The sequence below is a fragment of the Streptomyces sp. 378 genome, from assembly GCF_030124145.1.
In the GTDB taxonomy this organism is placed as follows: domain Bacteria; phylum Actinomycetota; class Actinomycetes; order Streptomycetales; family Streptomycetaceae; genus Streptomyces.
On the sequence record NZ_JASKMS010000003.1, the window covers coordinates 356,633 to 381,753 of the forward strand.

25 protein-coding genes are annotated in these 25,121 nt (G+C 72.9%); 12 read left to right on the top strand and 13 right to left on the bottom strand.

The window, feature by feature from the left end; genetic code table 11:
* Positions 1–86: 86 nt before the first annotated feature.
* The 3 genes from QNO09_RS06835 to QNO09_RS06845 all read right to left on the bottom strand — a co-directional run bounded on the left by QNO09_RS06835 (position 87) and on the right by QNO09_RS06845 (position 3,163).
* Complete coding sequence (locus QNO09_RS06835; protein WP_502962253.1) at positions 87–1,223, bottom strand: polyprenyl synthetase family protein; 1,137 nt, start codon at positions 1,221–1,223, stop codon at positions 87–89.
* The gene (locus QNO09_RS06840) at positions 1,220–2,275 is read right to left on the bottom strand and encodes a tetratricopeptide repeat protein (protein ID WP_283969140.1); all 1,056 of its coding nucleotides are present in this window, start codon (positions 2,273–2,275) and stop codon (positions 1,220–1,222) included. The genes QNO09_RS06835 and QNO09_RS06840 overlap by 4 nt, the downstream gene beginning before the upstream one ends.
* Positions 2,276–2,485: 210 nt before the next feature.
* A complete protein-coding gene (locus QNO09_RS06845) occupies positions 2,486–3,163 on the bottom strand; it encodes an AIM24 family protein (RefSeq protein WP_283969141.1) in 678 nt (225 codons plus the stop codon).
* 377 nt (positions 3,164–3,540) lie between these two features.
* Between QNO09_RS06845 and QNO09_RS06850 the strand changes: the two genes are divergently transcribed.
* Complete coding sequence (locus tag QNO09_RS06850; RefSeq protein WP_283969142.1) at positions 3,541–4,851, top strand: SGNH/GDSL hydrolase family protein; 1,311 nt, start codon at positions 3,541–3,543, stop codon at positions 4,849–4,851.
* On the opposite strand, the gene QNO09_RS06855 is transcribed toward QNO09_RS06850, so the two are convergent.
* Positions 4,806–7,742 (bottom strand): helix-turn-helix transcriptional regulator, encoded by a 2,937-nt coding sequence (locus QNO09_RS06855; protein ID WP_283969143.1) that lies wholly within the window; start codon positions 7,740–7,742, stop codon positions 4,806–4,808. The genes QNO09_RS06850 and QNO09_RS06855 overlap by 46 nt on opposite strands.
* Positions 7,743–8,063: 321 nt before the next feature.
* Between QNO09_RS06855 and QNO09_RS06860 the strand changes: the two genes are divergently transcribed.
* Positions 8,064–8,945, top strand: a complete 882-nt coding sequence (locus QNO09_RS06860; protein WP_283969144.1) for a universal stress protein — start codon at positions 8,064–8,066, stop codon at positions 8,943–8,945.
* Between the two features lie 13 nt (positions 8,946–8,958).
* Here QNO09_RS06860 and QNO09_RS06865 read toward each other — a convergent pair whose 3' ends face one another.
* From QNO09_RS06865 to QNO09_RS06875, 3 genes are all read right to left on the bottom strand, one after another.
* Positions 8,959–10,230 (bottom strand): DUF4032 domain-containing protein, encoded by a 1,272-nt coding sequence (locus QNO09_RS06865; RefSeq protein WP_283969145.1) that lies wholly within the window; start codon positions 10,228–10,230, stop codon positions 8,959–8,961.
* 41 nt (positions 10,231–10,271) lie between these two features.
* A complete protein-coding gene (locus tag QNO09_RS06870; RefSeq protein WP_283969194.1) occupies positions 10,272–11,018 on the bottom strand; it encodes an MBL fold metallo-hydrolase in 747 nt (248 codons plus the stop codon).
* A gap of 161 nt (positions 11,019–11,179) precedes the next feature.
* A complete protein-coding gene (locus QNO09_RS06875) occupies positions 11,180–11,803 on the bottom strand; it encodes an alpha-ketoglutarate-dependent dioxygenase AlkB (RefSeq protein ID WP_283969146.1) in 624 nt (207 codons plus the stop codon).
* Between the two features lie 104 nt (positions 11,804–11,907).
* On the opposite strand from QNO09_RS06875, the gene QNO09_RS06880 reads away from it, so the two are divergent.
* Positions 11,908–12,573 (top strand): TetR/AcrR family transcriptional regulator, encoded by a 666-nt coding sequence (locus QNO09_RS06880; protein ID WP_283969147.1) that lies wholly within the window; start codon positions 11,908–11,910, stop codon positions 12,571–12,573.
* Positions 12,574–12,590: 17 nt separating this feature from the next.
* Positions 12,591–14,264 (top strand): FAD-binding dehydrogenase, encoded by a 1,674-nt coding sequence (locus tag QNO09_RS06885; RefSeq protein WP_283969148.1) that lies wholly within the window; start codon positions 12,591–12,593, stop codon positions 14,262–14,264.
* Positions 14,265–14,286: 22 nt separating this feature from the next.
* Here the strand turns inward: QNO09_RS06885 and QNO09_RS06890 are convergent, their stop codons facing one another.
* Positions 14,287–14,637: a DUF488 domain-containing protein gene (locus tag QNO09_RS06890; protein WP_283969149.1), complete on the bottom strand. Its 351-nt coding sequence runs from the start codon at positions 14,635–14,637 to the stop codon at positions 14,287–14,289.
* 153 nt (positions 14,638–14,790) lie between these two features.
* Between QNO09_RS06890 and QNO09_RS06895 the strand changes: the two genes are divergently transcribed.
* Positions 14,791–15,234: a DUF6098 family protein gene (locus QNO09_RS06895; protein ID WP_283969150.1), complete on the top strand. Its 444-nt coding sequence runs from the start codon at positions 14,791–14,793 to the stop codon at positions 15,232–15,234.
* Between the two features lie 203 nt (positions 15,235–15,437).
* On the opposite strand, the gene QNO09_RS06900 is transcribed toward QNO09_RS06895, so the two are convergent.
* Both QNO09_RS06900 and QNO09_RS06905 read right to left on the bottom strand, forming a co-directional pair.
* The gene (locus QNO09_RS06900) at positions 15,438–15,692 is read right to left on the bottom strand and encodes a WhiB family transcriptional regulator (protein ID WP_283969151.1); all 255 of its coding nucleotides are present in this window, start codon (positions 15,690–15,692) and stop codon (positions 15,438–15,440) included.
* A gap of 103 nt (positions 15,693–15,795) precedes the next feature.
* Entirely contained in the window at positions 15,796–17,013 is a 1,218-nt protein-coding gene (locus QNO09_RS06905; protein ID WP_283969152.1) for a saccharopine dehydrogenase family protein, read from the bottom strand.
* A 114-nt stretch (positions 17,014–17,127) separates the two neighbouring features.
* On the opposite strand from QNO09_RS06905, the gene QNO09_RS06910 reads away from it, so the two are divergent.
* Positions 17,128–17,835 carry a TetR/AcrR family transcriptional regulator gene (locus QNO09_RS06910; RefSeq protein ID WP_283969153.1) on the top strand — a complete coding sequence of 236 codons (708 nt, stop codon included), beginning with the start codon at positions 17,128–17,130 and terminating at the stop codon, positions 17,833–17,835.
* A gap of 11 nt (positions 17,836–17,846) precedes the next feature.
* Here the strand turns inward: QNO09_RS06910 and QNO09_RS06915 are convergent, their stop codons facing one another.
* Positions 17,847–18,746 carry a LysR family transcriptional regulator ArgP gene (locus QNO09_RS06915; protein ID WP_283969154.1) on the bottom strand — a complete coding sequence of 300 codons (900 nt, stop codon included), beginning with the start codon at positions 18,744–18,746 and terminating at the stop codon, positions 17,847–17,849.
* Between the two features lie 69 nt (positions 18,747–18,815).
* Here QNO09_RS06915 and QNO09_RS06920 point away from each other — a divergent pair, with 69 nt between their 5' ends.
* Positions 18,816–19,433, top strand: coding sequence for a LysE/ArgO family amino acid transporter (locus QNO09_RS06920; RefSeq protein WP_283969155.1), 618 nt, complete (start codon positions 18,816–18,818; stop codon positions 19,431–19,433).
* A gap of 79 nt (positions 19,434–19,512) precedes the next feature.
* The gene (locus QNO09_RS06925) at positions 19,513–20,802 is read left to right on the top strand and encodes an MFS transporter (protein ID WP_283969156.1); all 1,290 of its coding nucleotides are present in this window, start codon (positions 19,513–19,515) and stop codon (positions 20,800–20,802) included.
* A gap of 4 nt (positions 20,803–20,806) precedes the next feature.
* On the opposite strand, the gene QNO09_RS06930 is transcribed toward QNO09_RS06925, so the two are convergent.
* Both QNO09_RS06930 and QNO09_RS06935 read right to left on the bottom strand, forming a co-directional pair.
* Positions 20,807–21,262 (bottom strand): cyclic nucleotide-binding domain-containing protein, encoded by a 456-nt coding sequence (locus QNO09_RS06930; RefSeq protein WP_283969157.1) that lies wholly within the window; start codon positions 21,260–21,262, stop codon positions 20,807–20,809.
* A 514-nt stretch (positions 21,263–21,776) separates the two neighbouring features.
* On the bottom strand, positions 21,777–21,998 hold the full coding sequence (locus tag QNO09_RS06935; protein ID WP_283969158.1) for a hypothetical protein: 222 nt from the start codon (positions 21,996–21,998) through the stop codon (positions 21,777–21,779).
* A 266-nt stretch (positions 21,999–22,264) separates the two neighbouring features.
* Here QNO09_RS06935 and QNO09_RS06940 point away from each other — a divergent pair, with 266 nt between their 5' ends.
* The 4 genes from QNO09_RS06940 (at position 22,265) to QNO09_RS06955 (ending at position 25,050) form a co-directional block, all read left to right on the top strand.
* On the top strand, positions 22,265–22,693 hold the full coding sequence (locus QNO09_RS06940; protein WP_283969159.1) for an ATP-binding protein: 429 nt from the start codon (positions 22,265–22,267) through the stop codon (positions 22,691–22,693).
* A gap of 200 nt (positions 22,694–22,893) precedes the next feature.
* Positions 22,894–23,757: an RNA polymerase sigma factor SigF gene (locus tag QNO09_RS06945; RefSeq protein WP_283969160.1), complete on the top strand. Its 864-nt coding sequence runs from the start codon at positions 22,894–22,896 to the stop codon at positions 23,755–23,757.
* Between the two features lie 30 nt (positions 23,758–23,787).
* A complete protein-coding gene (locus QNO09_RS06950) occupies positions 23,788–24,081 on the top strand; it encodes a DUF5133 domain-containing protein (protein WP_283969161.1) in 294 nt (97 codons plus the stop codon).
* 111 nt (positions 24,082–24,192) lie between these two features.
* On the top strand, positions 24,193–25,050 hold the full coding sequence (locus QNO09_RS06955) for an ANTAR domain-containing protein (protein ID WP_283969162.1): 858 nt from the start codon (positions 24,193–24,195) through the stop codon (positions 25,048–25,050).
* Positions 25,051–25,121 lie beyond the last annotated feature (71 nt).

Genomic DNA, 25,121 nt, shown 5'->3' on the forward strand with positions numbered 1-25,121 from the left:
AGGGCGGCCGTTCGGCTGGTGTGGACCGGCCGTGTCATGTCGAGCGCCTTGTACCGGTCGTGTTGAGGGCGGCCGTTCGGCTCGGTTCAGACCTCGCGCCTTAGCAGGTAGCCGAGCAGCGATCGGAGCTCGTCGGCGGGCGCTGCGGCCAGTGGCACTCCGGCAAGGGCTGTCTCGACGACGGTCATGTGCCGCCGGGCCTCGGCCATGGCCGTCGAGCGCCCGCCCGCCTCCTCGATCAGCGCCGCCGCGCGGGGCGCGTCGCCGGATTCCAGGAGTGCGGCGATCCGGTCACCCGCCGGGGAACCGAGCGCCACCAGCACCGGGAAGGTCTTCTTCCGCTCACGCAGATCACCGTGGACCGGCTTGCCGGTGACAGCGGGATCGCCCCAGATCCCCAGGACGTCGTCGACGATCTGGAACGCGATCCCCAGATGCCGGCCCACCCGGTCGAGCGCGCCGGCCGTCTCGGGGCCGGCGCCGCCGAGCACGGCACCGAGCGCTGCGGCGCACCCCAGCAGCGCGCCGGTCTTGTGCTCCGCCATCGCCCGGTACTCCTCGGGCCGTACCCGCTCCGGTCCGGTCCAGGGGCGTTCCGCGAACAGGAGATCGTCCGCCTGCCCGCGCACCAGGTCGGCCAGCGCCGCGGACAGCGTCCGCACGGCCCCGCCACCTCCCGGCTGCGCGGCGAGCGTCTCCACGGCCAGCGCGAACAAGGCGTCGCCGGCGAGCACCGCGGGCCCCGTGCCGTAGGCCTTCCACACGGCCGGACGGCGCCGCCGGTCCGCATCGCCGTCCATGATGTCGTCGTGCAACAGGGAGAAGGTGTGCACCAACTCCACCGCGACGGCCGCCGCCACCCCGGCCCGCCCCGGCGCACCGGCCGCCTCCGCCCCGAGCACCGCGAGCGCCTGCCGTACGCCCTTGCCGCCGGAGGCGGCGGCCGGCGCACCGCCGACCTCGCACCAGCCGAAGGAATAGGCGGCCATCTCACCGACCCAGGGGTGCAGCCGGCCGACGGCTTTCTCCAGAGCGGGCCGGGTCAGGGCGCGGCAGCGGTCGAGAACCCGGAGCGTGTCGTCGGCACCGGCCAGGAGATCGTGTCTCCCGTCCAGGCGTGTCGCTCGTCCCGCGCCAGGGGACGGTCGCGTCCGCGCGGCCGGGGACGAGCCCGTCGTGGTGCCCCCGCGTGCCCCCTCCACCGTCGTCGGCAGCGCTGTCACCGTGCCGCCTCCGTCGCCCGCGCGTCCGCCGGTATGCCGAGTTCCTCATGAGCCCGGGCCACCATCTCGCGGGCGTGCCGCAGGCCGATCCGCTCCAGCAGGCCGGCGAGGTCGGCCAGTTCGGCCGCCGTCTCGGCGCGGTCGCGGCCCAGCCGGGCGAGGGACTTGGCGAGGCCCAGCCGGGACAAGGCCTCCCCGCGCGGCTCGCTCATCTCGCGGAACTCCGCGAGCGCCCGCTCGTACAGCTCGCGCGCCTGCGTGTAGCGCCCCGCCCGGTACAGGATGTTGCCGCGCATCTTGTGGTTGTAGGCCAGCGCACTGGACAGCCGCATCGCCCGGCAGGTCGTCTCCGCCTCGCTCAACAGCTCAAGGGCCCGCTCGGTGTCCCCGTCACGGACCGAGACCACATCGGCCAGCCCGCGCAGCGCCCAGGCGTGACCGCGCCGGTCCTCGGCGCGAGCGGCGATCTGGGCGGCCTCCTCGAACAGGGCGTACGCCGTGTCGTAACGCCCGGTGTTGCGGTGCATCTGCGCGATGCCCTCCAGTGCCCACACCGTGTGCCGCGCCTCCCCGCGCCGCCGGGCCTCGGCGAGCAACTGCTCGTGCAGCCGCTCGACGGCCTCGTAGTCGCCCTGGATCCGGCCGGTCTCCGCCAGGCCTGCCAGTGAGTAGCCGCGGGCGACGACGTCCCCGCCGCGTTCGCCCAGGTCGGCCGCCAGTTGGAGCAGCCTTCGGGCCAGCGGGAGCGCGCCGCGCTGCCGGGCCAGCGTGCCGCCGCTCCACAGCGCCCAGGCCATCGCCGCGAGGTCGCCGGCCTGCCGGGCCGCGCGGTAACTCGCCTTCCAGGCCCGGTCCGCGTCCTCGACCCGGCCCAGCCGGCGGTACGCCTCGGCCACCGCCAGGCCGGAACGCGCCACCTCCCCGGGCTGTCCGGCACGCTCGGCGGCCTTCAACTGCTCGGTGCCGGCGGCCAGGACGTCGGTCAGTGAGGAGTTGACGGACAGGGTGGTGAGAGCGCCCTGGTACTCGGGGGCGAATGCCTTGCCGTACATCGGTGCCTTTCAGTCCGTACACACCCCATGTGTACACAGTGTGTATACATGGCATGTATAGAGGGGTGGAAGCGTGCCCTGGCCCAAAGGCCAGGGCATCACCTGTTGCCGATCAAGACGTCCGCGGAACGGACCGGGTTGCCTCTGAGGCGCAGATCACCGTGGGCGTCTCACCCAGGTCGAGCGAAACCGGAAGCACACGGGGGGAGTTCAGTGCTGACCGGGCTTGTGCGGAGTCGCCTCGCTCGGCCGGACGACGACGTACCCCTCGCCCTGGAGCAGCAACTGCACGGCCTCGCCGGAACCGCCGCGGAGCATGGACCCGATGGACTGGGAGCGGTGCAGCGAGGTCTGCAGGCCCGCGGTCCAGCCGACGATCGCGTCCGTGTCGACGTACACCGGGTACTGCGGTGAGACCGGGATGACGAGCGGGTTGCCCTCGCACACCAGGCCCAGCTTGCCCTGCCCGGTGAAGACGCTGTTGAACAGGCCGCCGCCGGTGATGCCGGCGCCCTTCACGGTCGCGATGCGGTACGACAACGTCGCGTCGAAACACAGGACGTTGCGGCCGTTGACCGTGAACTCGTCACCCGGTTCGACGTCGACGACGAAGCAGTTCTGCGCCTCGTGCGCGAACCACGCCTCGCCCTGCCCGCGCACCGCCATCAGGGGCAGCCCCTCCCCGGTGACCGCGCGCTTGAGCATGCCGCCCACGCCCTGGCCCTTGCGCTCGAACTGGAGGTTGCCGCGATAGGAGATCATCGCGCCCTGCCGGGCGAGCATCTCGCCGTTCACCGTGTATCGGATGCACTTGGCGTTCTCGACGGTCATGCCCGGCGCTACGGCCGGCTGCACCATGTGCTCACTGGAAAAGAGGTCACCCTTCATACCGGCATCCTCGCCCGAAGCGTCTCCCTCCGCCAAGATCGCGCGCGGAAGGGGCGGCCGCGCTCGCCATGATCGACATGCTCGCCCGGTCGCGACCGGGACACGTCCGGTCGCTGCCCGCCCTCCGGAAGGCCTGGGCCGGTGACGGCCGCGTCCGGGGCGTCGGCGTGCCCGGCGGCTTCCTCCTCGACCCGCGCCGGCGCGACGGCACGCCCGTCGAGGCCACCCCCGCACAGCGTCGACGGCCGCGCCACTACGGTGGCGTACGCCGCGACGACCCGCAGGATCAGCCTCGCGCCCGGCGGCTCCGTGACCCTCCGGAACCTCGCCCGGTGACCCCGTGCGCACACCACCGACCGGCCGAAGGAGCACCGACGATGCCCCGCACCGCACGCCCCCACGGGCGCGCCGCCCTGACCGCCCTCTCCACCTGCGTCGCGCTGGGCTGCGGGACCGGCACGGTGCCCGGCGAACAGCCGAGCCCGACGCCCGGCGGCCCGACAGCCGCCGGGCGCGACGTGGTGACCTGGGCCTCCTCCGCCGACCACGTCGGCGAGGCGGCCGACGGCCGGGGCTACCGGCTGATGGTGCACACCAGCGTCGGGGGCAGCGGCCTGCGGGTGCGGCTGTCCAACGCCTTCGGTGACCGGCCGGTGACCTTCGGCAGCGCCCACGCGGGCCTGCAACGGGACGGCGCCTCGCTCGTCCCCGGCAGCAACAGGCGCCTGACCTTCGGCGGCGCCCGCTCCGTCACCGTCCCCGCCGGCGGCATCGTCTACAGCGACCCCCTGCCCGGCCGCGTCCCCGCCGCGCGCACCCTCGCCGTCAGTCTGTACGTGGCCCGGGCGGGCGGCACGCTCACCGGGCACGGGATGGCGCTGCAGACGTCGTACACCACCGACGGCGACCACACCGCGGAGGAGGGCGCGGCCCACTGGAAGCAGCGGACCGGCTCGTGGTACTACCTCGACGCCGTCACCGTGCGGCCGCGCAAGGAGACGGGAGCGGTCGTCGCCCTCGGTGACTCCATCACCGACGGCCGGCAGTCCACGCCCGACCGCGACCGTCGCTGGCCCGACTACCTGGCCCGCCGCCTGAGCACGTCCGGCGGCACGGTCGAAGGGGTGGCCAACGCGGGCATCGCCGGGAACAAGGTCCTCCTCGACGGCCCCGGACAGAGCGCCCTGAACCGCCTGCGACGAGACGCGCTCTCGCTGCCGGGCGTGCGCACGGTGTTCCTCTTCCAGGGCGTCAACGACATCAAGGCCGAGCCCGGCGCCACGAGTGCCGGGCTGATCGCCGGATACCGCAAGCTGATCGACCGGGCGCACGCGGCCGGGAAGTGCGTCGTCGGCGCCACGATCGCCCCCTTCAAGGGCTGGCCGGAGTGGGACCCCGCGGGGGAAGCGGTGCGGCAGCGGGTCAACGCCTTCATCCGCGACAGCGGCGAGTTCGACGGGGTCACCGACTTCGACCACGTCCTGCGCAGTCCCCACGACCCCGAGCGGATGCTCCCCGCGTTCGACGGCGGTGACCATCTGCACCCCAACGACAAGGGCATGCGGGCGATGGCCGACGCCGTCGATCCGAAGACCCTCGACTGCGGGACCGGCCAGCGCGCCGGGAACGACGGGCCGGGCGGTCAGCCGGACGCCGACGGCCCCGGGGCGATCAGGCCCTCGCGGTAGGCGACCGCCACGGCCTCACCGCGGCTCGACGCGCCCAGCTTGGCGAGGATGTTGGAGACATGCACGCTCGCCGTCTTGCCGCTGATGAACAGTTCCTCGCCGATCTGCCGGTTGCTGCGGCCCAGGGCGAGCAACCGGATCACGTCCTGCTCACGTGCGGTGAGCACGGTGGCCCGGACGCCGTCACCCGGCCTGTCCGACAACCGGCCGCGTCGGATCAGGGTGTCCACCCGCTCCCGCAGCGGGGTGGCGCCGAGGAGGTCCGCGGTCTCCCGGACCGCCCGGGCCTCGGCCGCCGCCTCCTCACGCCGCCCGGCGGCCACCAGAGCCTCGGCGTAGCGCAGCCGGCACCGCACCCGCTCGTAGACGTCGCCGTAGCCGAACGCCGTCACCACCTTCGCCCAGGCGGCCGCCGCGTCCGGCCCCGCCGTCGCCCGGATCCACTCCGCCTCGGCCCGGGCCAGCCACGCCTGCCCCTCGGGGCCCTGAGGCGTGCCGTCGTCGCGGGTGGCCATCGTCCGCGCCAGTTCCACCAGTTCGGTCGCGGTCTCCGTCCAGCGGCGGGCCCCGGCCTCGTCACCGGGCCGCCGCTGTCCGACGGCCGCGTCGGCCACCGCCGACAACGCCAGCGCGGCGAGCCGCACCGTGACGTCCGGGCGGGCACCCGTCTCGTCGGTGAGGGCCGTGACCGTGGACCGCATCCACCGCACCGCGTCCTCGGGGTCCCGGCGCAGCGCCGCCGCGTCGGTGAGCACGATGCCCGCGACCAGGGTGGCCATCCAGTCGAACGGCCCCTCCAGCAGGGCGCGCGCCCGGTCGGCGGCCGCGAAGTCGCCCCGCGCGAGCATCACGAACAGCGCGGGACCGGCCGTGTAACCGCCGGCGGCCGGCAGCACCTCGGCATCGGCCGCCGCCGCGCGCACGCACTCGTCCCAGCGGCCCAGCACGTTCAGCACCAGCAGCCGTAGATAGCGCATCTCCAGCGGGTACGGCGACGACAGCAGACCGGCGCGCCGGGCCCGGTCCAGGCCCTCCGTGAGCCAGGGCACGCATTCCGCGAGGTTGCCGTTCTCGTAGCAGCCCATGGCGAGGTTGAACAGGGCCCGCAGCTCCACGGCCGCGTTGCCCGAACGCGCGGCCAGTTCCCGGGCCCGCAGCAGCCGTTCACGGCCCTTCGGGCTGCGCCTCCCACCGTCGTCGAAGCCGGCCAGGGAGATCAGCAGGTCGGCCTGGGCGTCGGTCACCCCCAGCCGCTCCGCCACGTGCAGGGCCCGGCGGGCGACCTCCAGCGCGGTGTCGTTCTCCCCGACGTAGCGGGCGGCCATGACATGCGTGGCCGCCGCCCACACCCAGGTGTGCGACGGAGGATCCTCCGGGATCATCGCCAGGGCCTCGCTGCTGTAGGCGAACGCCGCCGTCAGGCTGTCGACGCTCAGCAGGTTCCCGGCGAGGGTGTAGCGCACCCGCGCGGCCAGCTCCGAGTCGGCGTCCTGGCCGAGCTGGGCCAGCGCGGACCGGGCGAGGGACACCGCGCGGTGCAGCTCCCCGGCGTGCGCGGCAGCCGCAGAGGCACGCAGCGTCAGCGTGGCCCGGTCGGTACCCGCGCCGGAGGGCCGGGCCTCGGCACCGACCGCCGGCCACAGGTCCAGGGCCGCTTCGAGATGCCGTTGCTCCTCGGCCGGCGCACCGACCCGCTGGGCGTGATCGGCTGCCTCCAGGGAGGCGGCCAGCGCCTCGGCGAGGTCATGGCTCTCCCGGTAGTGGTGGGCGCGCTCGGCGGCACTCTCGGCGAGGTTCCCGCGTCCGGCGAGCAGCCGCGCGAACGCGCCGTGCAGCCGTGCCCGTTCCCCGGGCAGCAGATCGGCGTAGACGGCCTCGCGGGCCAGGGCGTGCCGGAAGGAGTACGTGTCGTCGTCCCCGGCGACGAGCAGCTGCCGCCCCACCGCCTCGCGCAGCGCCGACTCCAGCTCCGGCTCCGGCAGTCCGGCCGCCTCCCGCAGCAGACGGTGGTCCACCCGGCGTCCGGCGACGGCGGCGGTCCGTAGCACCTGCTGCGCGGTCTCGGAGAGCTGCTCGAAACGGATCAGCAGCACATCGGCGAGCCCGCTGGGCACCCCACCGGACGGGGTGTCGGTGGCGGCGAGCAACTCCTCGGCGTAGAAGGCGTTCCCCTCGGCCCGCTCCACGATCCGCCGCACCGTGGTGTCCGGCAGCGGCCGGCGCTCCAGGGCCCGCACCAGCCGGTCCACATCGGCATCGGCCAGTGGCCGCAGCTCCAGCCGCTCGACCGCGGGCAGCCGTATCAGCTCCGCCAGCAGCGGCCGCAGCGGATGCCGGCGGTGCAGGTCGTCCGCGCGGTACGAGGCGAACACCGCGAGCCGCTGCCGGAGCACGCCCCGGCCGAGCAGGAACCGCAGCAGATCGCGCGACGACTGGTCGGCCCAGTGCAGGTCCTCCAGCACCAGCAGCAGCGGCGCGGTCCGCGCGACCTCGGCCAGCAGTCCCGCCATCCCCTCGAACAGCCGCAACCGCCCGTCCCCGTCCCGTGCGGAGCCGGACCCGGCCCCCAGCAGCCGCTCGACCACGGGGTGATCGGCCAGGGCAGCCGAGAACCGCTCGTCGGCGGCGAGCACTCCCAGGATCTCGGTGAACGGCAGATAGGGCAGCCCGACGTCCCCGAGATCCACGCAGTGCCCGGTGACGACGGCCATCCCGGCGTCCCCGGCCCGTTCCGCGATCTCGTTCAGCAACCGCGTCTTGCCGACTCCGGCGTCCCCGCCCACCAGCACGGCCCGCGCGTCGCCGGCACGGGCGCGCTCCAGTACCCCGGACAGCCGGGCGAGTTCGGGATCGCGTCCGACAACCGGCGTGACGGATGAAGCCTGCGGCACAGAACCAACCTTCGTTTCCCAGGGCGCGGAAGAGGGACGGGGTGCGGCTGCGTCGTCCGCACGGTCAGCGTCCCCTCCCCGCCCGCGGGGCCCGGCGGGGTACGTACGCGCCGGGTCGGCGGCCTGTGCCATACGTCCCCACACCGGGCGGTCGACCCACGGCGCGGCGTCCCGGGGCACCGCGCCGACCTCCGCCCATCGTATGTTCGATCGCCCGGGCAGCGCTCCGATACGGAGATCGACTCCGGCGGGGTGGGCCCCACCGGGGGTAGGGAAGACTGGGCCGCGGCACGTAGTGATCGCGACAAGGGAGGCAGCGGGATGACACGCCCGATCACCGCAGGGGTCGACGGATCGCAGGAGAGCCTCGCGGCCCTCGCCTGGGCGGCGCGGGAGGCGGTACGGCGCGACCGGCCGCTGCGCGTCGTGCACGCCTGGCGGTTCGAGCCGCGCGAGGCGCTCGCAGCGGGGATCGAGGGCGACGCGGACAGCCATGCCGAGTGGGTGCACAGCGCGGTCGCCGAGGCCGTCGGAACCGTGAGCGAACGGCATCCTGACCTCGCGGTGACCACCGATGTCATCGAGGGCGCGGTGGTCGACACCCTGGTCGCCGCCGCGGCCGACGCCGAAACGCTGGTACTCGGTTCGCGCGGGCACGGCCGCATCGTCGGATTCCTGCTCGGCTCGGTCGGCCAGCAGGTGATCGCCGCGGCGACCCGGCCCGTGGTGCTCGTCCGGGCCGGTGACCAGCCCTCCTGCGAGGCCGCCGGGCGGGAGATCGTCGTGGGTCAGCAGGGCGACCCGGGGGACAGCGCCGAGGCGCTGCGTTTCGCCTTCGAGACGGCCGCGGCGCGCCGGGCGACCGTACGGGTCGTACGGGCCTGGAACCTGCCGCCCGTCTTCGCCTACAGCCCCGGCTCGCTGAAGCTGCTCGACGAGGCCGGGGGACTGGAGCCGTACGAGAAGAAGGCCTTGGCCGCCGCGGTGCGGCCCTGGCGGGAGCGCTTCCCGGAGGTGCCGGTCGAGGAGCACGTGGAGATGGGCAGCGCGAGTCAGGTTCTGCTGTCGGTGGCCGGGACGGCCCAGTTGATGGTCGTCGGTCGCCGGGCCCACCGCACGGCCGTCGGCGCCCGCATCGGCTCGGTGGCGCACGGGATGCTGCACCACGCGGACTGCCCGGTGGCGGTGGTGCCGCACGGGTGACGGCCCCGGCCGCTCACTCCGCCGTCGGCTGGAGCGTCTTGCGCGCCTTGGGCAGGATGTTCCTGATGTAGTCCTCGACGGCCGTCTCGATGCCGATGTCGTGCTGGGCCCGCTCGGACATGTACCAGCGGTGTTCGAGGAGCTGGTGGTAGATCTCCGCCGGGTCCATCGCACCGCGCAGTTCGAGCGGCACCGCCCGCACGGTCGGCCGGAACACCTCCCGCACCCAGCGGTGGGCCAGCACCTCGGGGCGGGCGCCATGGGGGTCCCCCCTGTTCGAGCGAAGCCGAGAACTTGGGGGAGGGTCGCCCGGCGCGTAGTCGTCCTGGGTCGCCATCCAGCTCTCCAGGTCGTTCAGCAGCCGCCGGGCCTGGTTCTCCTCCGTGTCCAGACCGGTCAGGCGCAGCAACTGCCGCTGGTGGTGGCCGGCGTCGACGACCTTGGGCACGAAGCTGACCGTGTCGCCGTTCGAGGCGTGCTCGATCTGCATCTCGGCGACGTCGAAACCGAGGTCGTTCAGGCGGCGGATCCGGCGTTCTATGTAGTGGTACTTGCCGGCCGGGTAGACGGAGGCCCGGGTCAACTCGTCCCACAGTCCGCGGTAGCGGGCGCAGATCTCCCTGCCGAACTCGATCGGGTCCACGGACGGGTGCAGTGCTCCCGAGGCCTCCAGGTCCAGCAGTTCCCCGCTGATGTTGACCCGGGCGAGGTCGAGGTCGTACTCGCGCTGCCCGGCGCTGAGCTGCGGATGCAGGTCACCGGTCTCGGCGTCGACGAGGTACGCGGCGTAGGCGCCCGCGTCGCGCCGGAAGAGGGTGTTGGACAGCGAGCAGTCGCCCCAGGCGAACCCGGCCAGGTGCAGTCGCACCAGGAGCACGGCGAGCGCGTCCATCAGCCGGTGCATGGTGGCCGGTCGCATGGTGGTCTCGAACATCGAGCGGTACGGCATCGAGCCGCCCAGGTGCCGGGTGACCAGGACACTCTCCAGCGGGGCGCCGCTGTCGTCGGTACGGCCGGTGACCACCGCCAGTGGGTCCACCGCGGGGATGCCGATCCGGTCGAGGCCGCGCAGCAGCTCGTACTCGCGCAGCGCGGGCCGCTCGGCCAGTTCCTTGACGGCGATCACCTCCTCGCCGGCGCGGGAGTAGCGCACCACGTGCCGGGAGATGCCGCGCGGCAGCGGGACGAGGTACTCCTCCGGCCAGTCCTCCAGGGGCAGGTGCCACGGCAGTTCCAGCAAGAGCGCGGGGTGCTCGGGATTCGTCGCGCTGATCTGCAGTGCCATGCGCCGGGTGTCCTTGTCTCGCCGCCGATCGTCGCCTCACTCTAAAGGGCGCGTTCCCGGGCCCGGTGCGCGGCGTCCCGCAGCGGCCCGCGGTGGACCGGCCCGTGCCCGGGGAGCAGCAGCTCGCCCTCCAGCCCGGCCAGGACGTCCAGGGAGGCGAGGGCCCGCGCCCGCTCCCGGTGGAACATGTCCGGCAGCAGTTGCGGTCCCTCGACGCGCGAGGTGGGGTGCCCGCTGACCAGGGCGTCCCCGGAGATCAGCGCACCGTCGGCGGGCAGGTGGTAGGCGCAGTGCCCGTCGGTGTGGCCCGGCGTGTGCACCGGTACCGGCCGTCCCGGCAGGTCCAGGGCGCCCGCCGCCGGGAACGCCCGCGGGGCGGTGACCGGGACATGGGCGGTGCCGCCCGAGCGCAGCGCGTGCACGGCCCAGGACAGTACCCCCGGCCGCCGGCCGTTCCGCAGTACCGTCCCGACGGTCACCTGGTGCAGGAAGTCCCGGCGGGCGTGCGGCATTTCGGCCTCATGGAGGTGGACGGGTGTGCCGTACGCGGCGCTCAGGTACTCGGCGGAACCCAGGTGGTCGTTGTGCGCGTGAGTGATCAGCACGGCCACGACCGCCTCCGGGGAACTGCCCACCTGCGCGAGGGAGGCGAGGACCTGCTCCCGGTCACCGGGGTAGCCGGTGTCGACCAGCGTGGCGGCGTCCCCTTCCGTGAGGATCACCCAGTTGGTGTTCGAGCCGTGCACCAGGTAGGTGCCGGCCGCGACTTGGTGCACGTCCGCCCGCATGTTCACCCCGCCCTGTGTATGTCCCGTACCCGCTCGACGGGAGAAGCGAAGCAGACCCGGCGGCGGACGGAAGAGCCGGGTCCGCATGAACGACCCGGTGGCGGACGGAAGAGCCGGGTCCGTCTGAATCGGGTCGCGCGGCGGGGGCGTTCGGTCCGCCGTCAGTGCACGCCGTGCGGGCGGAACTGGATGCTGATGCGCGGCTCCGTCGCCCGGGTGCTCTTGGGGATCGAGTGCTCCCAGGTGCGCTGGCAGGAGCCGCCCATCACGACGAGGTCGCCGTGTCCCAGCGGCCGGCGCACGGTGTCCCGGCCGCCTCCCACCGGGCGCAGGAGCAGGTCGCGGGGCGCTCCCACGGACAGGATGGCGACCATGGTGTCCTCGTGCGCACCGCGCCCGATGCGGTCGCCGTGCCAGGCGACGCTGTCCCGGCCGTCGCGGTAGTAGCACAGCCCGGCCGTGGTGAACGGCTCGCCCAGTTCCTCGCCGTAGTGGGCGCTCAACGCGTCCCGCGCGTCGGCCAGCACCGGGTGCGGCAGCGGGTCGTCCACGCCGTAGAACGCCAGCAGGCGGGGGACGTCGACCACGGTGTCGTACATCTTGCGCCGCTCCGCCCGCCACGGAACTTCGGCGGCGAGCTGTTCGAACAGTGCGTCCGAACCGCTGAGCCACCCGGGCAGCACGTCGAGCCAGGCGCCGAAGCCGAGGTGGGTCCGGCTGATCCCGTCCAGCGGACCGAGACGCAGCTCGTCGGCCTGGTCGAAGAGGGAGCCTTGCAGGTGCATACGGCCAGCCTACCTCTGAATCGAATGTATGTTCCATAATGGGCCGGGCCCTTTCGATACATCGGCGTATCCAATACAGTCCTGTATCCAAAGAGAGGCAGGGCATGGCTGTCGGAGGAAGCACCGGGCGCGGGACCAGGCGTCGTGTCCACACGCGCGCCAACCTCCTGGCCGCGGCGTTCTCCGTGTTCGCGGCCAAAGGCTTCGGGCACGTCTCGATCGAGGAGGTGTGCGAGGCCGCCGGCTACAGCAGGGGCGCCTTCTACTCCAACTTCTCCAGCCTCGACGAGCTGTTCTTCGCCCTCTACCGCGAGCGGGCCGACCTGATCGCGGAGCAGGTGTCCGGTGCTCTCGCCGTCGACGGGCCGGACCTCGACGTGCCGGCCGCCGTGGACCGCGTCACCGACGTGCTGCTCCTCGACCGCGACTGGCTCCTGGTGAAGACGGACTTCCTCGTCCACGCGGCCCGCGACCCGGAGGTGGCGCGCAGCCTCCTCGAACACCGCGCGCGGCTGCGTCGGGCGATCGCCGCCCGGCTCGGCCGGGCCCGCGGCCACACCGCGCTGCCCGCCGTCCTGGGTGACACCGACGGAGCCGCCCGCGCCGTCGTCGCCGCGTACGACGGCGTCACCACGCAACTGCTGCTGGACCGGGACCTGGAGCACGCCCGCGCCTGGCTGAAGCAACTGCTCACTGCCCTGCTGACCGACGGCAGCGGCACCCTCGATCACACGGATCACACGGATCACACGGATCACACGGGGAACTGAAGAAGGGAACGGTCGCCATGGATGCCGATGTCATCGTCGTCGGAGCGGGTCTCGCCGGTCTGGTCGCGGCGCACGAACTGACCAGCAGGGGCCGGCGGGTCGCCCTCGTCGACCAGGAGAACGCGGGCAACCTCGGCGGACAGGCCTTCTGGTCCTTCGGCGGCCTGTTCCTCGTCGGCTCACCGGAGCAGCGACGCCTGGGCATCAAGGACTCCTTCGACCTCGCCTGGAGCGACTGGCGGGGCAGCGCCGGCTTCGATCGGCTGGAGGACGAGGACTCCTGGGCCGTGCGCTGGGCGCGCGCCTACGTGGAATGGGCGGCGGGGGAGAAGCGGTCCTGGCTCGACGGGCACGGCATCACGTTCCTCCCCACGGTCGGCTGGGCCGAGCGCGGCGACCTCACGGCGCACGGGCACGGCAACAGCGTGCCCCGCTTCCACATCGCCTGGGGCACCGGCACCGGCGTCGTCGAACCGTTCGTGCGCTACGCGCGGCAGGCCGCCCGCGACGGTCTGCTCACCTTCCACCACCGCCACCGCGTCGACGCACTCGTCGTCGAGGGCGGCACCGCGCGCGGGGTGCGCGGCACCGTCCTGGCCGAGGATCCCGCACCCCGCGGCGTCGCCTCCAGCCGTGACGCGGTCGGGGGGTTCGAACTCACCGCCCAGGCCGTCATCGTCACCAGCGGCGGCATCGGCGCGAACCACGACATCGTCCGCCGCTACTGGCCCGAACGCCTGGGCACCCCGCCGCGCGAGATGGTCACCGGCGTCCCCGCCTACGTCGACGGGCGGATGCTCGACATCAGCGCCGAGGCGGGTGTCCGGCTGGTCAACCGCGACCGCATGTGGCACTACACCGAGGGCCTGCAGAACTGGGACCCGATCTGGCCCGGTCACGGCATCCGCATCCTGCCCGGGCCGTCCTCCCTGTGGTTCGACGCCCTCGGCCGCCGCCTGCCCGGCCCCTTCCTGCCCGGCTACGACACGCTCGGCACCCTCAAGCACCTGCGCACCACCGAGGACATCGCCGGATACGACCACTCCTGGTTCATCCTCACCCAGAAGATCATCGAGAAGGAGTTCGCCCTGTCGGGCTCCGAGCAGAACCCCGACATCACCGCCAAGGACCGGGCCGGATTCCTCAAGGAGCGCATCCTCGGCAAGGGCGCGCCCGGACCGGTCGACGCGTTCCTGCGCAAGGGCGCCGACTTCGTGACCGCGTCGAGCGTCGAACAGCTCGTGGCGAAGATGAACGAGCTCACCGACGAGCCGCTCCTCGACGCGACCGCGATCAAGCGCCAGATCGAGGCGCGGGACCTGCAGATCGCCCACCCGTACGCCAAGGACGCACAGGTGCAGGGCATCCGCAACGCCCGCCGCTACATCGGCGACCGCCTCGGCCGGGTCGCCACCCCGCACCGCGTTCTCGACCCCGCGGCCGGCCCGTTGATCGGAGTCAAGCTGCACATCCTCACCCGTAAGACCCTCGGCGGCATCCAGACCGACCTCGCCTCCCGGGCCCTCGGGACCGACGGCGAGCCGGTCGAGGGGCTGTACGCGGCCGGCGAGGTCGCCGGATTCGGCGGGGGCGGTGTGCACGGTTACAACGCCCTGGAAGGCACCTTCCTCGGCGGCTGCCTCTTCTCGGGGCGGGCGGCGGGGCGGGCGGCGGCCGAGCAGACCGCCTGATCGCCCGTCACGGCCCGTCTTCTCACCCCTGGAGGAGGCGGGCCAGCACGGTGGCGTGACTTCGCTCCGGCGTCCTGGACGAGGTCAGCAGCGTCACCTCACCCTTGCGGACCAGGTCACGCACGCCGTCGAGAGCGCCGGCGGCCTCGTCGGCGGCGAGCTCCGCCTCGTACCGCTCGGCGAACTCCTCGTACGAGCCCTCGCCCGCGTGGTACCAGCGGCGCAGTTCCGTGGACGGGGTGATCGCTTTCGGCCACTCGTCCACCCGTGCCGCCTCCTTCGCCAGTCCGCGCGGCCACAAGCGGTCGACCAGCACCCGCACCCCGTCCTCCGGCTCGGCGGGGTCGTAGACACGGCGCACGCGCACGCCCATGTTCGGCTCCTCTCCGCGGTGGTACGGGTGTGCCGCGAGCGTAACCCCGGCCGGGGCGCCCGGCCCGGCACCGCCCCGTGCCGAACGACCGGTTCCGCTCGGGCCGGGTGGGTACTCCGATCGCCTGGCAGCGTCGAGGAAGGAGGCCTTGGCATGAGTGCACCGGACGACCTGCCGGTCGTGCGCACTCTCGACGAACTCGCCGCGCTCGTGGAACGGCACCGGGGTCTGTACGTCCGCTGGTCGCGTGGTCCGGAGATCGATTGCCGCGCGGTGTCCAGCACCGACGACCTGACCGGCGTGCCCCTGCCGGGTCTGTCCGCCAACCCGCTCGGCGTCGAGGCATGGTGGCAGGATCGTCCGGTCCGGGTGTGGGTGGCCCGCCGACTGCACGACTACGCCCATCTGCCGCACGACAAGGGCCCGGGCGTGCACCCCTGGGTGCTCGCCGGCCTGGAAGCCGCCCGCGGACCGGACAACGAACCGCTGGTCACCGAGGTCCGGCCGATGTGCTGGATCGACCAGCAGGTCATCGACGAGGCGAAGGGCGAGGTGGCCCGGCAGGAGAACCCGTGGGGGCCGCTGCGCCGCGGCTAGGGCCTGGCGTTCGGACCAGGTCGCGGACGCGGGGCCCGGTGCGCGCGTCTGCGGCGTCGTCGTCGGTCATCGACGCTCCGCGTCGACTCCCTCCTCCGCCTCGCAGCCACACGCGCCAGACCCCGCTCACCGACAGGGAGAAGCACCGCCGATCCCCTGCGACCTGATCCGAACGACAGGCCCCGGCCCGAAGGGGGCGGGCATCAGCCGGAGCGGCGCCTGGCCGCCGCCCGGCGCTTCAGGGCACGCCGTTCGTTCTCGCTCGTCCCGCCCCAGACACCGATGGCCTGCCCCGTGTCGAGCGCCCATTGCAGACACTGCTCCTGCACCGGGCAGCGCCGTCGGCACACCGCCTTGGCCTGCTCCGTCTGCAGCAGAGCCGGCCCGGAGGTGCCGATCGGAAAGAAGAGCTCGGGGTCCTCGTGCCGACAGGCAGCGTGGTCGCGCCAGTTGTCCATCGAAGTCACCTGCATCGCGGTAGAAACGTGCTCTTTCGGAAGCATGCTCCCTTGCGGGTCACCTGTCGATGCTCGGTGAAACAGGGCGTTCTCGGACAGTCGTTCACTGCTCCCGCATTCCCCAGGGCGAACCGTAGTCCGTCAGCAGGTCGAGGAAGGGGCGGGCCGGGAAGGCCTCCGGGCCGAGCACACCCGAGCCGGACCAGCCACCGGTGGCGAGGAGTTCAAGTGCGACCACGGGGTTCACCGCCGTCTGCCACACCACCGCCTGCGACCCGTACTGAGCCATGGACCACTGGTTGTCGACCACGTGGTACAGGTACACCTCGCGCGGCTCGCCGTCCTTCACGCCCCGCACCCAGGTCCCCGCACACGTCTTGCCGCGCATCCGCGCGCCCAGCGTCGCCGGATCGGGGAGGCACGCGGCGACCACGTCCCGGGGCGAGACCGCCACCGGACCGTCCGGTCCGGGCACGGTCACCGGGTCGGTCCGGTCCAGGCCCAGCAGGTGCAGTGTCTTCAGCGTCTCGACGAACTCCCGGCCCAGGCCGTACTTGAAGGTCACCCGGCGGGCGTCCACCCAGCGCGGGACGAGCAGCACCTCCTCGTGCTCGACGTTCACGCACTCGACCGGGCCGATGCCCTCGGGGAAGTCGAAGACCTCGGGCTCGCTGAACGGCTCGGTGGTGAACCACCCCGTGCCGCTCTCGTAGACGACCGGCGGGTTCAGGCACTCCTCGATGGTGGTCCAGATGCTGAAGGAGGGCGCGAAGTCGTAGCCCTCGACGGTCAGGTTCGCGCCGTCGCGGATGCCGATCTCGTCGATCTCGTCGAAGAGCTCGTCGGCGGCGTACCGGGCGAAGACATCCGACAGGCCCGGCTCCACGCCCATGCCGACGAGCGCGAGCAGCCCCTCCTTCTCCCACTCGGCGGCCTGCGCGAACTGCTCGTCGCCGAGCTTCACCCCGCACTCCTCGTACGGCCGCTCGGCGTGCGGGCGGGACAGCGACATCGCCATGTCGAGATACGTGGCACCCGCGGCCCGGGCCGCGCGGAACAGAGGCATCACGAAGCGGGGGTCGGTGGCGTTGAGGAGGACGTCGCAGCGGTGCCGGGCGAGCAGGCCGGCCACGGCCGTCTCGTCACCCGCGTCCACCCGCTCTGCCGTGAAGCGCGCGTCGCCGCCCAGCGCGGCCACCGCCGCCTCGGCCCGGCCGGGGTCGTAGTCGGACACCACCATCGCCTCGAAGAACGACCGCCGAGCGGCGATCCGAGTGATCGCCCCGCCCACACCACCGGCACCCACAAGCAGTACACGCATGCCAGAAACTCCCTCTTTGCGAAGAACGTGACGCGTCCTCGGGACAGATACAACGCCGCCCCGTGTCATAAGGTCAATGGCGTTGGCATAAGGAGAGCAGGGAAGGTGACGGTCGTGCCCAAACCCGTGGTGCCCGAGGAGAAGCGCCGTCGGCGCAGGCCCACCAAGAGCGGCACCGTGCTGTCCGAGGAGCTGATCGTCGAGACCGCGCTGCGGATGCTCCGCGAACACGGCAGCGCCGGCCTGACCGCCCGCCGGCTGGGCCTCGCCCTGGACGCGGATCCGAGCACGCTCTACCGGTACTTCCGGGGCATGGACGACCTGACCCTCGCCATCGGCGACGCCCTCATCGGCCAGGCGCTGGAGGGGTGGCGGCCCACGGGGGAGTGGCGGGCGGATCTGCGGTCCTTCGGGCTGCGCATCCACGCGGCGTATCTGGCTCATCCCCAGGCCGCCCTGCTGACCACGAACCGCGTCACGGGCCGGGCCCATGAGCTGGCCGCCGACGAGGCCGTCCTGGACGTGCTGCGCACGGCCGGTTTCCCGCTGCCCGACACCGTGCGCGTCTACCACGCCTTCATCGACCAGACCCTGGCCTTCGCCGCGCTGGACGCCGCCTCACTGGCCCTGCCGAGCGACTCGCTCCACGCCGACGAGGACATGTGGCGCTCGACCTACGCCCGCCTTCCCGCCACCACCCATCCCCGTATCGCCGAGGCGGCGCCCCTGCTCGCCACCCGCATGCTCACCAGTGCCTACCCGACGGCCCTGGAGATGCTGCTGGACAGTGCCGCGGCCCGGCTGGCGGACATCGGCGCCTGAACAGGCCGGTGTCAGGTGCGCAGGGCTTCGGCCGCGGCCTGCGTCACCGTCTCCGCCACCTGCGCCAGCGCCGGCGAGTCGAGCTTCCACTGCTGCCAGTACAGCGGCACGTCGACCGTGCGGCGCGGGGCGATGCGGACGAGCCGGCCGTCGCGCAGCAGGGGTTCGGCCTGGGCCTCCGGCACCAGGCCCCAGCCCAGTCCGGCGGCGACGGCCTCGACGAAACCCTCCGACGTCGGCACGTAGGTGCGCAGCGCGCTCGCCGCGCTCCGCCCCCGGGTGAGGCCGCGGACGAAGCCGTCCTGGAAGTCGTCCCGCCGGTCGAAGACCACCACGGGCACCTCCGGCAGCACCCGTGCCGGGGGCCCGGTCAGGTGGCGGGCGGCGAAGTCCGGCCCGGCCACCGGGAGGTAGCGCATCCGGCCGAGCGAGCGCACGGAGCAGCCCGGCACGGGGTCCTGCGACGAGGTCACCGCGGCCATCACCGCGCCCTCGCGCAGCAGTGCCGCGGTGTGTGCCTCGTCCTCGCGGCGCAGCTCGAAGCAGAGCCGGGGCTCCGGCGGCACGCGGGAGAGCACGGGCAGGAACCAGGTGGCCAGCGAGTCCGCGTTCACCGCCACCGACACCCGGATCGGCTCCCCGGCACCGCTCAGCCCGAGCTCCGCATAGGCGTCGTGCTCCAGCCGTGCCACCTGGCGGGCCAGCCGGACCAGCACCTCACCCGACTCCGTCGGACGCACGGGCTTGGTCCGCAGCAGCAGGACCCGGCCGGTGCGCTGCTCCAGCGCCTTCACCCGCTGGCTGACCGCCGACGGCGTCACATGCAGCGCGGCCGCGGCAGCGTCGAAGGTGCCCTCGTCCACGACGGCGAGCAGGGTCCGCACCTGGTCGAGCGGAAGATCGGTCGTCATCACGCCAGCTAATGATACGTAAGAATCCTTAGCTGGACCCTGGTCGATCGTGTCCGTAGCGTCGACGCCATGACCAGCACCTTCACCGCCGGCGCCGCCGGTTTCGGCACCGGACTGTCCCTCATCGTCGCCATCGGTGCCCAGAACGCCTTCGTCCTGCGCCAGGGCGTCCGCCGCCAGGCCGTCCTCGCGGTGGTCGCCATCTGCGCCCTGTCGGACGCGGCGCTCATCGCGCTCGGGGTCGGCGGGGTCGGCGCGGTGGTGGTGAAGTGGCCGGGAGCGCTGACGGCGGTCGGCTGGATCGGCGGCGCGTTCCTGCTGGGCTACGGCGTCCTGGCCGCCCGCCGGGTGTTCCGGCCCCGTGGCGAGGCGCTGCGCAGCGAGGGGGAGGCAGCCGGATCGGCACGCCGGGCCGTGCTCACCTGCCTGGCCATGACCTGGCTCAATCCCCATGTCTACATCGACACCGTGTTCCTGCTGGGCTCCGTCGCCGCCGACCACGGTGCACTGCGCTGGACGTTCGGTCTCGGAGCGGTACTGGCCAGCCTGTGCTGGTTCACCGCCCTCGGCTTCGGCGCCCGGTTGCTCGGCCGGTTCCTCGCCAAGCCGTCGGCCTGGCGGGTCCTGGACGGCCTCGTCGCCGCCACCATGATCGTGCTCGGCGCCGCGCTGATCACCGGAGGCTGAGACCGGCCGCCGGGCCGACGGCGACCGGTGCGATAGTGATCTCCGCCCGGAAAGATGTAGCGAGCATCGAGGAAGCGGCGTGGACACGAGCGAGAGCACAACCGAAGAGCGGGACTCCGGCCCCCAGGTGCCCCGGCGGCGTGGCCGGCGGTGGGCCATGGACACCCGCCCTCTGCGCCGCCCCGCCTACCGGCGGCTGTGGGGCTCGACGATCGTCACGGCCGTCGGCAGCCAGCTCACCGCCGTCGCCGTGCCCAAGCAGATCTACGACATCACCGGCTCCTCGGCCTGGGTGGGGGCCGCGAGCCTGGCCGGTCTGGTGCCCCTGATCGTGTTCGCGCTGTGGGGCGGGGCGATCGCCGACACCATGGACCGGCGCAAGCTGCTGCTGGTCACCAACAGCGGCATCGCCGTCACCTCGGTGCTGTTCTGGCTCCAGGCCTTCGCCGGCCTGGAGTCGGTGACCGCGCTGATGCTGCTGGTCGCGGTGCAGCAGGCCTTCTGGGGCCTGAACGCGCCGGCCCGCAACGCCTCCATAGCCCGGCTGGTCCCCGACGACGAACTGCCTGCCGCCAGCGCCCTCGGTTCGACCGTGATGCAGACCGGGCAGGTGGCCGGACCCCTGCTCGCCGGTGCCCTCATCCCCGTCATCGGGCTGCCCGAGCTGTACCTCATCGACGCGCTGGCCCTGTGTGTGACGGTGTGGGCGGTGTACCGGCTGCCCGCGCTGCCGCCTCTGGCGGGCACGGCGGTGCGGTGGGCCGGTGTGAAGGAGATCGCCGCCGGTTTCCGCTACATCTCCGGGCACACTGTGCTCCTGCTGTCCTTCCTCGCGGACATCATCGCCATGGTGCTCGGCATGCCCCGCGCCCTGTTCCCCCAACTCGCCTCCCAGACCTACGCCCCGTACGGCGAAGGCCTCGCGCTGGGCCTGCTGTTCGCGGCGATCCCCATCGGTGCCGTGCTGGGCGGGCTCTTCTCCGGCACCTTCTCCCGGGCGCGACGGCACGGCTGGATGGTCATCGGGGCGGTGGTCGCCTGGGGCGTGGCCATCACCGGCTTCGGGCTCAGTCGCAACCTCTGGGTCGCGGTGGCGTTCCTCGCCCTCGCCGGGGTGGCCGACATGGTCTCCATGGTCTTCCGCGGGGCGATCCTGCTGTCCGCCGCCACCGACGAGATGCGCGGGCGCATGCAGGGCGTCTTCACGGTCGTCGTGGCGGGGGGCCCGCGCCTGGCCGACGTGCTGCACGGCACCGCGGGCTCCGCCCTCGGCCCGGGCACCGCCGTGGCGGGCGGCGGACTGCTGGTCGTCGCGGTGATGCTGGCCCTGGCGGCCGCCGTACCGGCACTGCGGCGCTACCGCGTCTGACGCCTCACAGGGCTCCGCGCCGGTGCAGCGTGTACTGCTCCATCAGCTTGCCCCGGGTCATCTCCAGCCGGTGCGCGAGCACCTCGGCGACATTGCGCACCAGCATCATCCCCAGCTCCGGGTCCTCCTCGCACAGCGCCAGCACGGCCCCCGCGTCGAACTCGTAGGCCCGCACCGGGCTGAACGCCACCGCGCCGAAGTCCCAGGCGTAGGGCGGGAACAGCCAGGACCAGCCGAGCAGGTCACCCGCGCCGAGGCTGGCCACGGTCACCCGCTGCAGGGAGTTCACCTGCTGGTCCAGGGAAACGGCACCGGAGCGGATGACCCAGAAGCGGTCGGCCGGGCCGTCCGCCTCGAAGATGCGGGCGTCCTCGGGGAAGGACACCTCCCGGGCGAGCGTCATCAGACGCCGGCGCTGGGGTGGAGGCAGAGCGGTCAGGAGTTTGATCGCTTTGGTCATGCGGAGCTCCTCGCCGGGCGGTCGACTGCGGTGCTGTCCCTGAGGGGTCCTCTCACTAAGCCCATTTCAGCCGCTGTCGGGGCCCTGGGCACCTCGGCGTACACGACTTCTTCCGACGGGCCGCCCGGGCAGGAGAAAGCCCTGGCTGGACGGGGGAGACCAGCCAGGGCCGTATGCAGTGGCGCACGGAGGGCGGGGGGTCCACTCCGTCACCACGTATGAATGAACGGTAAACCATCCAGGGGGTGTGCTCGCCACCCGAAACCCGGTTGCGTGACCTGTTTCACTTTCGCGGGCCTCACGATGGGCTTGATCATCTCAGCCGCGATCCGCCCGGGGGCGGGCTTCGGCCACCGGCACGGCCTCGGCCGGGCCGAGAACGCGTCACGGGGCCGCACCACCTGCTCCCTGCGCGGCTCCGCGGGCGACGGTGGGTCGGCTGTCATGTGCACCGGGTTTCCGGCGTGTGTCCGCGCGATCCGCCCCGGCCGCCCGGGCGCCGGCCCTCACCCGGTCAGCCCCCGGGCGCGTGCGAGCCGGGGGCCACGATCTCGTCCAGCACCCGCAGCACCGCCTCGTAGGACATCCGCCGCACGGTCGCGTCCCGGGCCCCCTGCGGGTCGGTCGCGTCCAGCTCCTCGCTCCTGGTCCGCCACGTTCGTTCCTCCTGGACCGCGCACTCCCTCGCACGCTGGATGCGCCGCAGCAACTCGTCTGAATCCACCACATCGGTCATCCACACCGCGTACCCGTTCAGCGCACGGAGATGGCACCGAGTCACGGCCGTCGGAGGTGTTTTCGGGCCTTCCGGGCGTATCCGAGGTTTGCAGGTGCGGGGAGAGGTGAGCCGATGAGTAACGACCGGCGCTTGCGCGGCGCGTGCCCGGAACGCCGCGGCAGGTCGAAGAAGGCTTATGGGTCCGCCGGCCCGGCCAGTCCGGTACGGGGGCCAAGGACGCGGTCCGGGCCCGGCGTCCGTTTGTGCTGACAGGGAGCTGCAGTATGTGCGAGGAGCACATGACCGAATCCGTTTTCGAACCGCCCGGCGGCCATCGTGCCCGGCCGTCCAAACCCGCCGAGGCCCGCCGGGCGGTCGAACGAGCCGTTGCCGAGCGCTGCCGGGCCACCCACATACCGTGCGACACCGACGCCCTGTCCGACGCGCTGCTCGTCGTCTCGGAGCTCACGACCAACGCGATCCTGCACGGCGGCGGTGTCACCGACTTCCAGGTCGACGTCGACGGCCCCGGCGTGCGCGTCTCGGTGAGCGACCGCAGCGACGCGCTGCCCGTGACGGCGCCCCGCGCCGACGGACGGTTGCGGCACGGCGGCCACGGCTGGCCCATCGTCTGCCGTCTCGCCCGCGACGTGCGGGTGTCGGATCTGCCTGCCGGGGGCAAGTGCATCACCGCCGTCGTGCCCCTGTCCTGACGTCCGTGAACCGGCGTCCGGCAGATTGCTCAGCAAAGCGGAGTTTGTTCCACCGGGGCCAGGGCAGACGCAGTTTCGTGCTTCGGACCGGAGGCGCGCCAGCGGGAGCGGTATGACTGCCCCGGAGGGCGTCCAGGCGCATCCGGGCAGCGACCTTCCCGCGGTCAGTCCCTGAAACCACCGTTCAGGAGCGAATCCGCATGCTCATCGAAACGCCCACCCATCGTCCCGGCACGCCCGAAACGACGACCACCGCGACCCGGCGCCGTCACGACGACGCCCCCGACACCGCCGCCCTGTTCACCCGGATGGCGGAGCTGGAGGACGGTCCCGAGCGGGACGCCGTCCGCGACGAACTGGTCACCCTGTGGCTGCCCATGGCCCACCGCATCGCCGGCCGCTTCCGCGACCGCGGAGAGTCCATCGAGGACCTCCGGCAGGTCGCGGCGCTGGGCCTGGTCAAGGCCATCGACCGGTTCGACCCGAGCCGGGGCGCCTTCGAAAGTTACGCCGTGCCCACCATCACCGGTGAGGTCAAGCGGCACTTCCGGGACCGCATGTGGGCCCTGCGTGTCCCCCGCCGTGTCCAGGAACTGCGCAACAAGGTGCGGGTGGCACGCCGCGAACTCACCCAGAACCCGGGCAGCCCCGAGCCCTCGGTGGCGGACATCGCCACCCACACCGGCCTGACCGAGGACGAGGTCAACGCCGGGCTCGAGGCCCTGGACAGCTTCAGCACCCTGTCGCTGGACGCCGAACTCTCGACCGACGACGACGGCTACAGCCTCGCGGACACCCTCGGCGCGGCCGACTCGTCCTACGACGTCGTCGTGGACCGTGAGTCCGCCAAGGAAGGCCTGCGCCGACTGCCGGAACGCGAGCGGGCCATCCTCTACATGCGCTTCTTCGAGGACATGACCCAAAGCCGTATCGCCGACCACCTCGGCATCTCCCAGATGCACGTCTCCCGCCTCATCAGCCGCAGCTGCGCCCGGGTGCGCGACGAGGTGCTGGGGCAGCGGACGGGCACCCGGGGGAGCGGCGGCCCCTCCGCCACGGCCTGACCATCCGATCCCACGAGGAGCTGACGAACCATGCTGAGGCCCCATCCCGCCGTGCTGCGCCGACTCGTCGACGAGTACGAGGCCCTGGCCGCCGCCGAGGCCGTGCGCGGGCCGGTGGACGCGAACCCCAGAGCGCGCGACCTGGAGTACACGCTCTGCGTGTCCACCGGCACCCGGGACGTCGAGCGCGCCCTGCAAGCCGCCCACCAATGGCTCGCGACCGCACCCGCACCGGTCCGCGAACCCGCCGCGGCGACGGCGTCACAGCGCGAACCCGCTGTGACCGCGGTCGGCCGGCGCATGCCGGCCACCGAGCCCGCCTGATGCGCGTGTGCCACTGACACGACGGGGAAGACGAGGCAGAACAAGGGCCCGGCCGACGGCGGAAGCCGCGGCCGGGCCCGTTCGCGTCATGCCACTCACACCGGGAGACCCGTGTCCACAACCGGGCGGGCAGCGGCCGCCGACGACGGCGAGCTGGAGCGCCTGCGTGCCGAGGTGCGCGACCTGCGGGCCCGGGCCCGCGTGCGCCCGCTGATCTCGCAGGCGCAGGGCATTCTGCGGGAGCGCTACGCACTGCCCGACGCCGACAGTGCCTTCGTGCTGATGCAGATGGCCTCGCAGCGGTACAACGTCAAGCTGCGCACCCTGGCCGACGTCCTGGTGACGGCGCCCCGCCCCGACGGGCAGGACACGCTGTGGTTCCCGGAGCGCGTCCGCGGACCGGAACCAGGTCTGACCTTCACACAGGCGCACCGGTCCGGCTCCGGCAGCCGCGGTGCCCTCCTGAAGGCCGTGCTGCGTTCGACCCTGGCCGTGACCGGCACCGACATGGGCAACGTGCAGCTCCCCGACCGGGCACGGGGAGGTCTGCGCATCGAGCAGCACACCGGCCTCACGGCCGACTTCGTCGACTTCTTCGCCCACGTCGGTGAGGACGGCACGTCCTGTGCGCAGGCCGCGCGCGACGTCTCCCAGGTCACCGTGCGCGAGGTGGAGAGCGACCCGGTGTTCACCGAACCGGCTCGCAGGGCCATCCTCGCGGCGGGCAGCAGGGCCTGTCACAGCGTCCCGCTGACCAGCGAGTCCGGGCGCTGCGTGGGCATGGTCTCGGCTCACATGGACCGGCCCCTCGACGGCCTGACGGCGACCCAGAGGAAGGCCCTCGACACCATCGGCGGCCAGGCGGGCCGCTGGCTCGCCTGGCACGACCGCACGGTGGTCCTCGACGCCCTGGAGCACCTGCACGCCCTCGGCAGCGCCGGCCGCGGATCGAGGTTCCGGCGGTCCTGAGCCCGTTACGGACATGACGCCGCCGTGCCGCGGGGAGGGCCGCACCCGGCCGTGAACCGGAATCCGCTGGT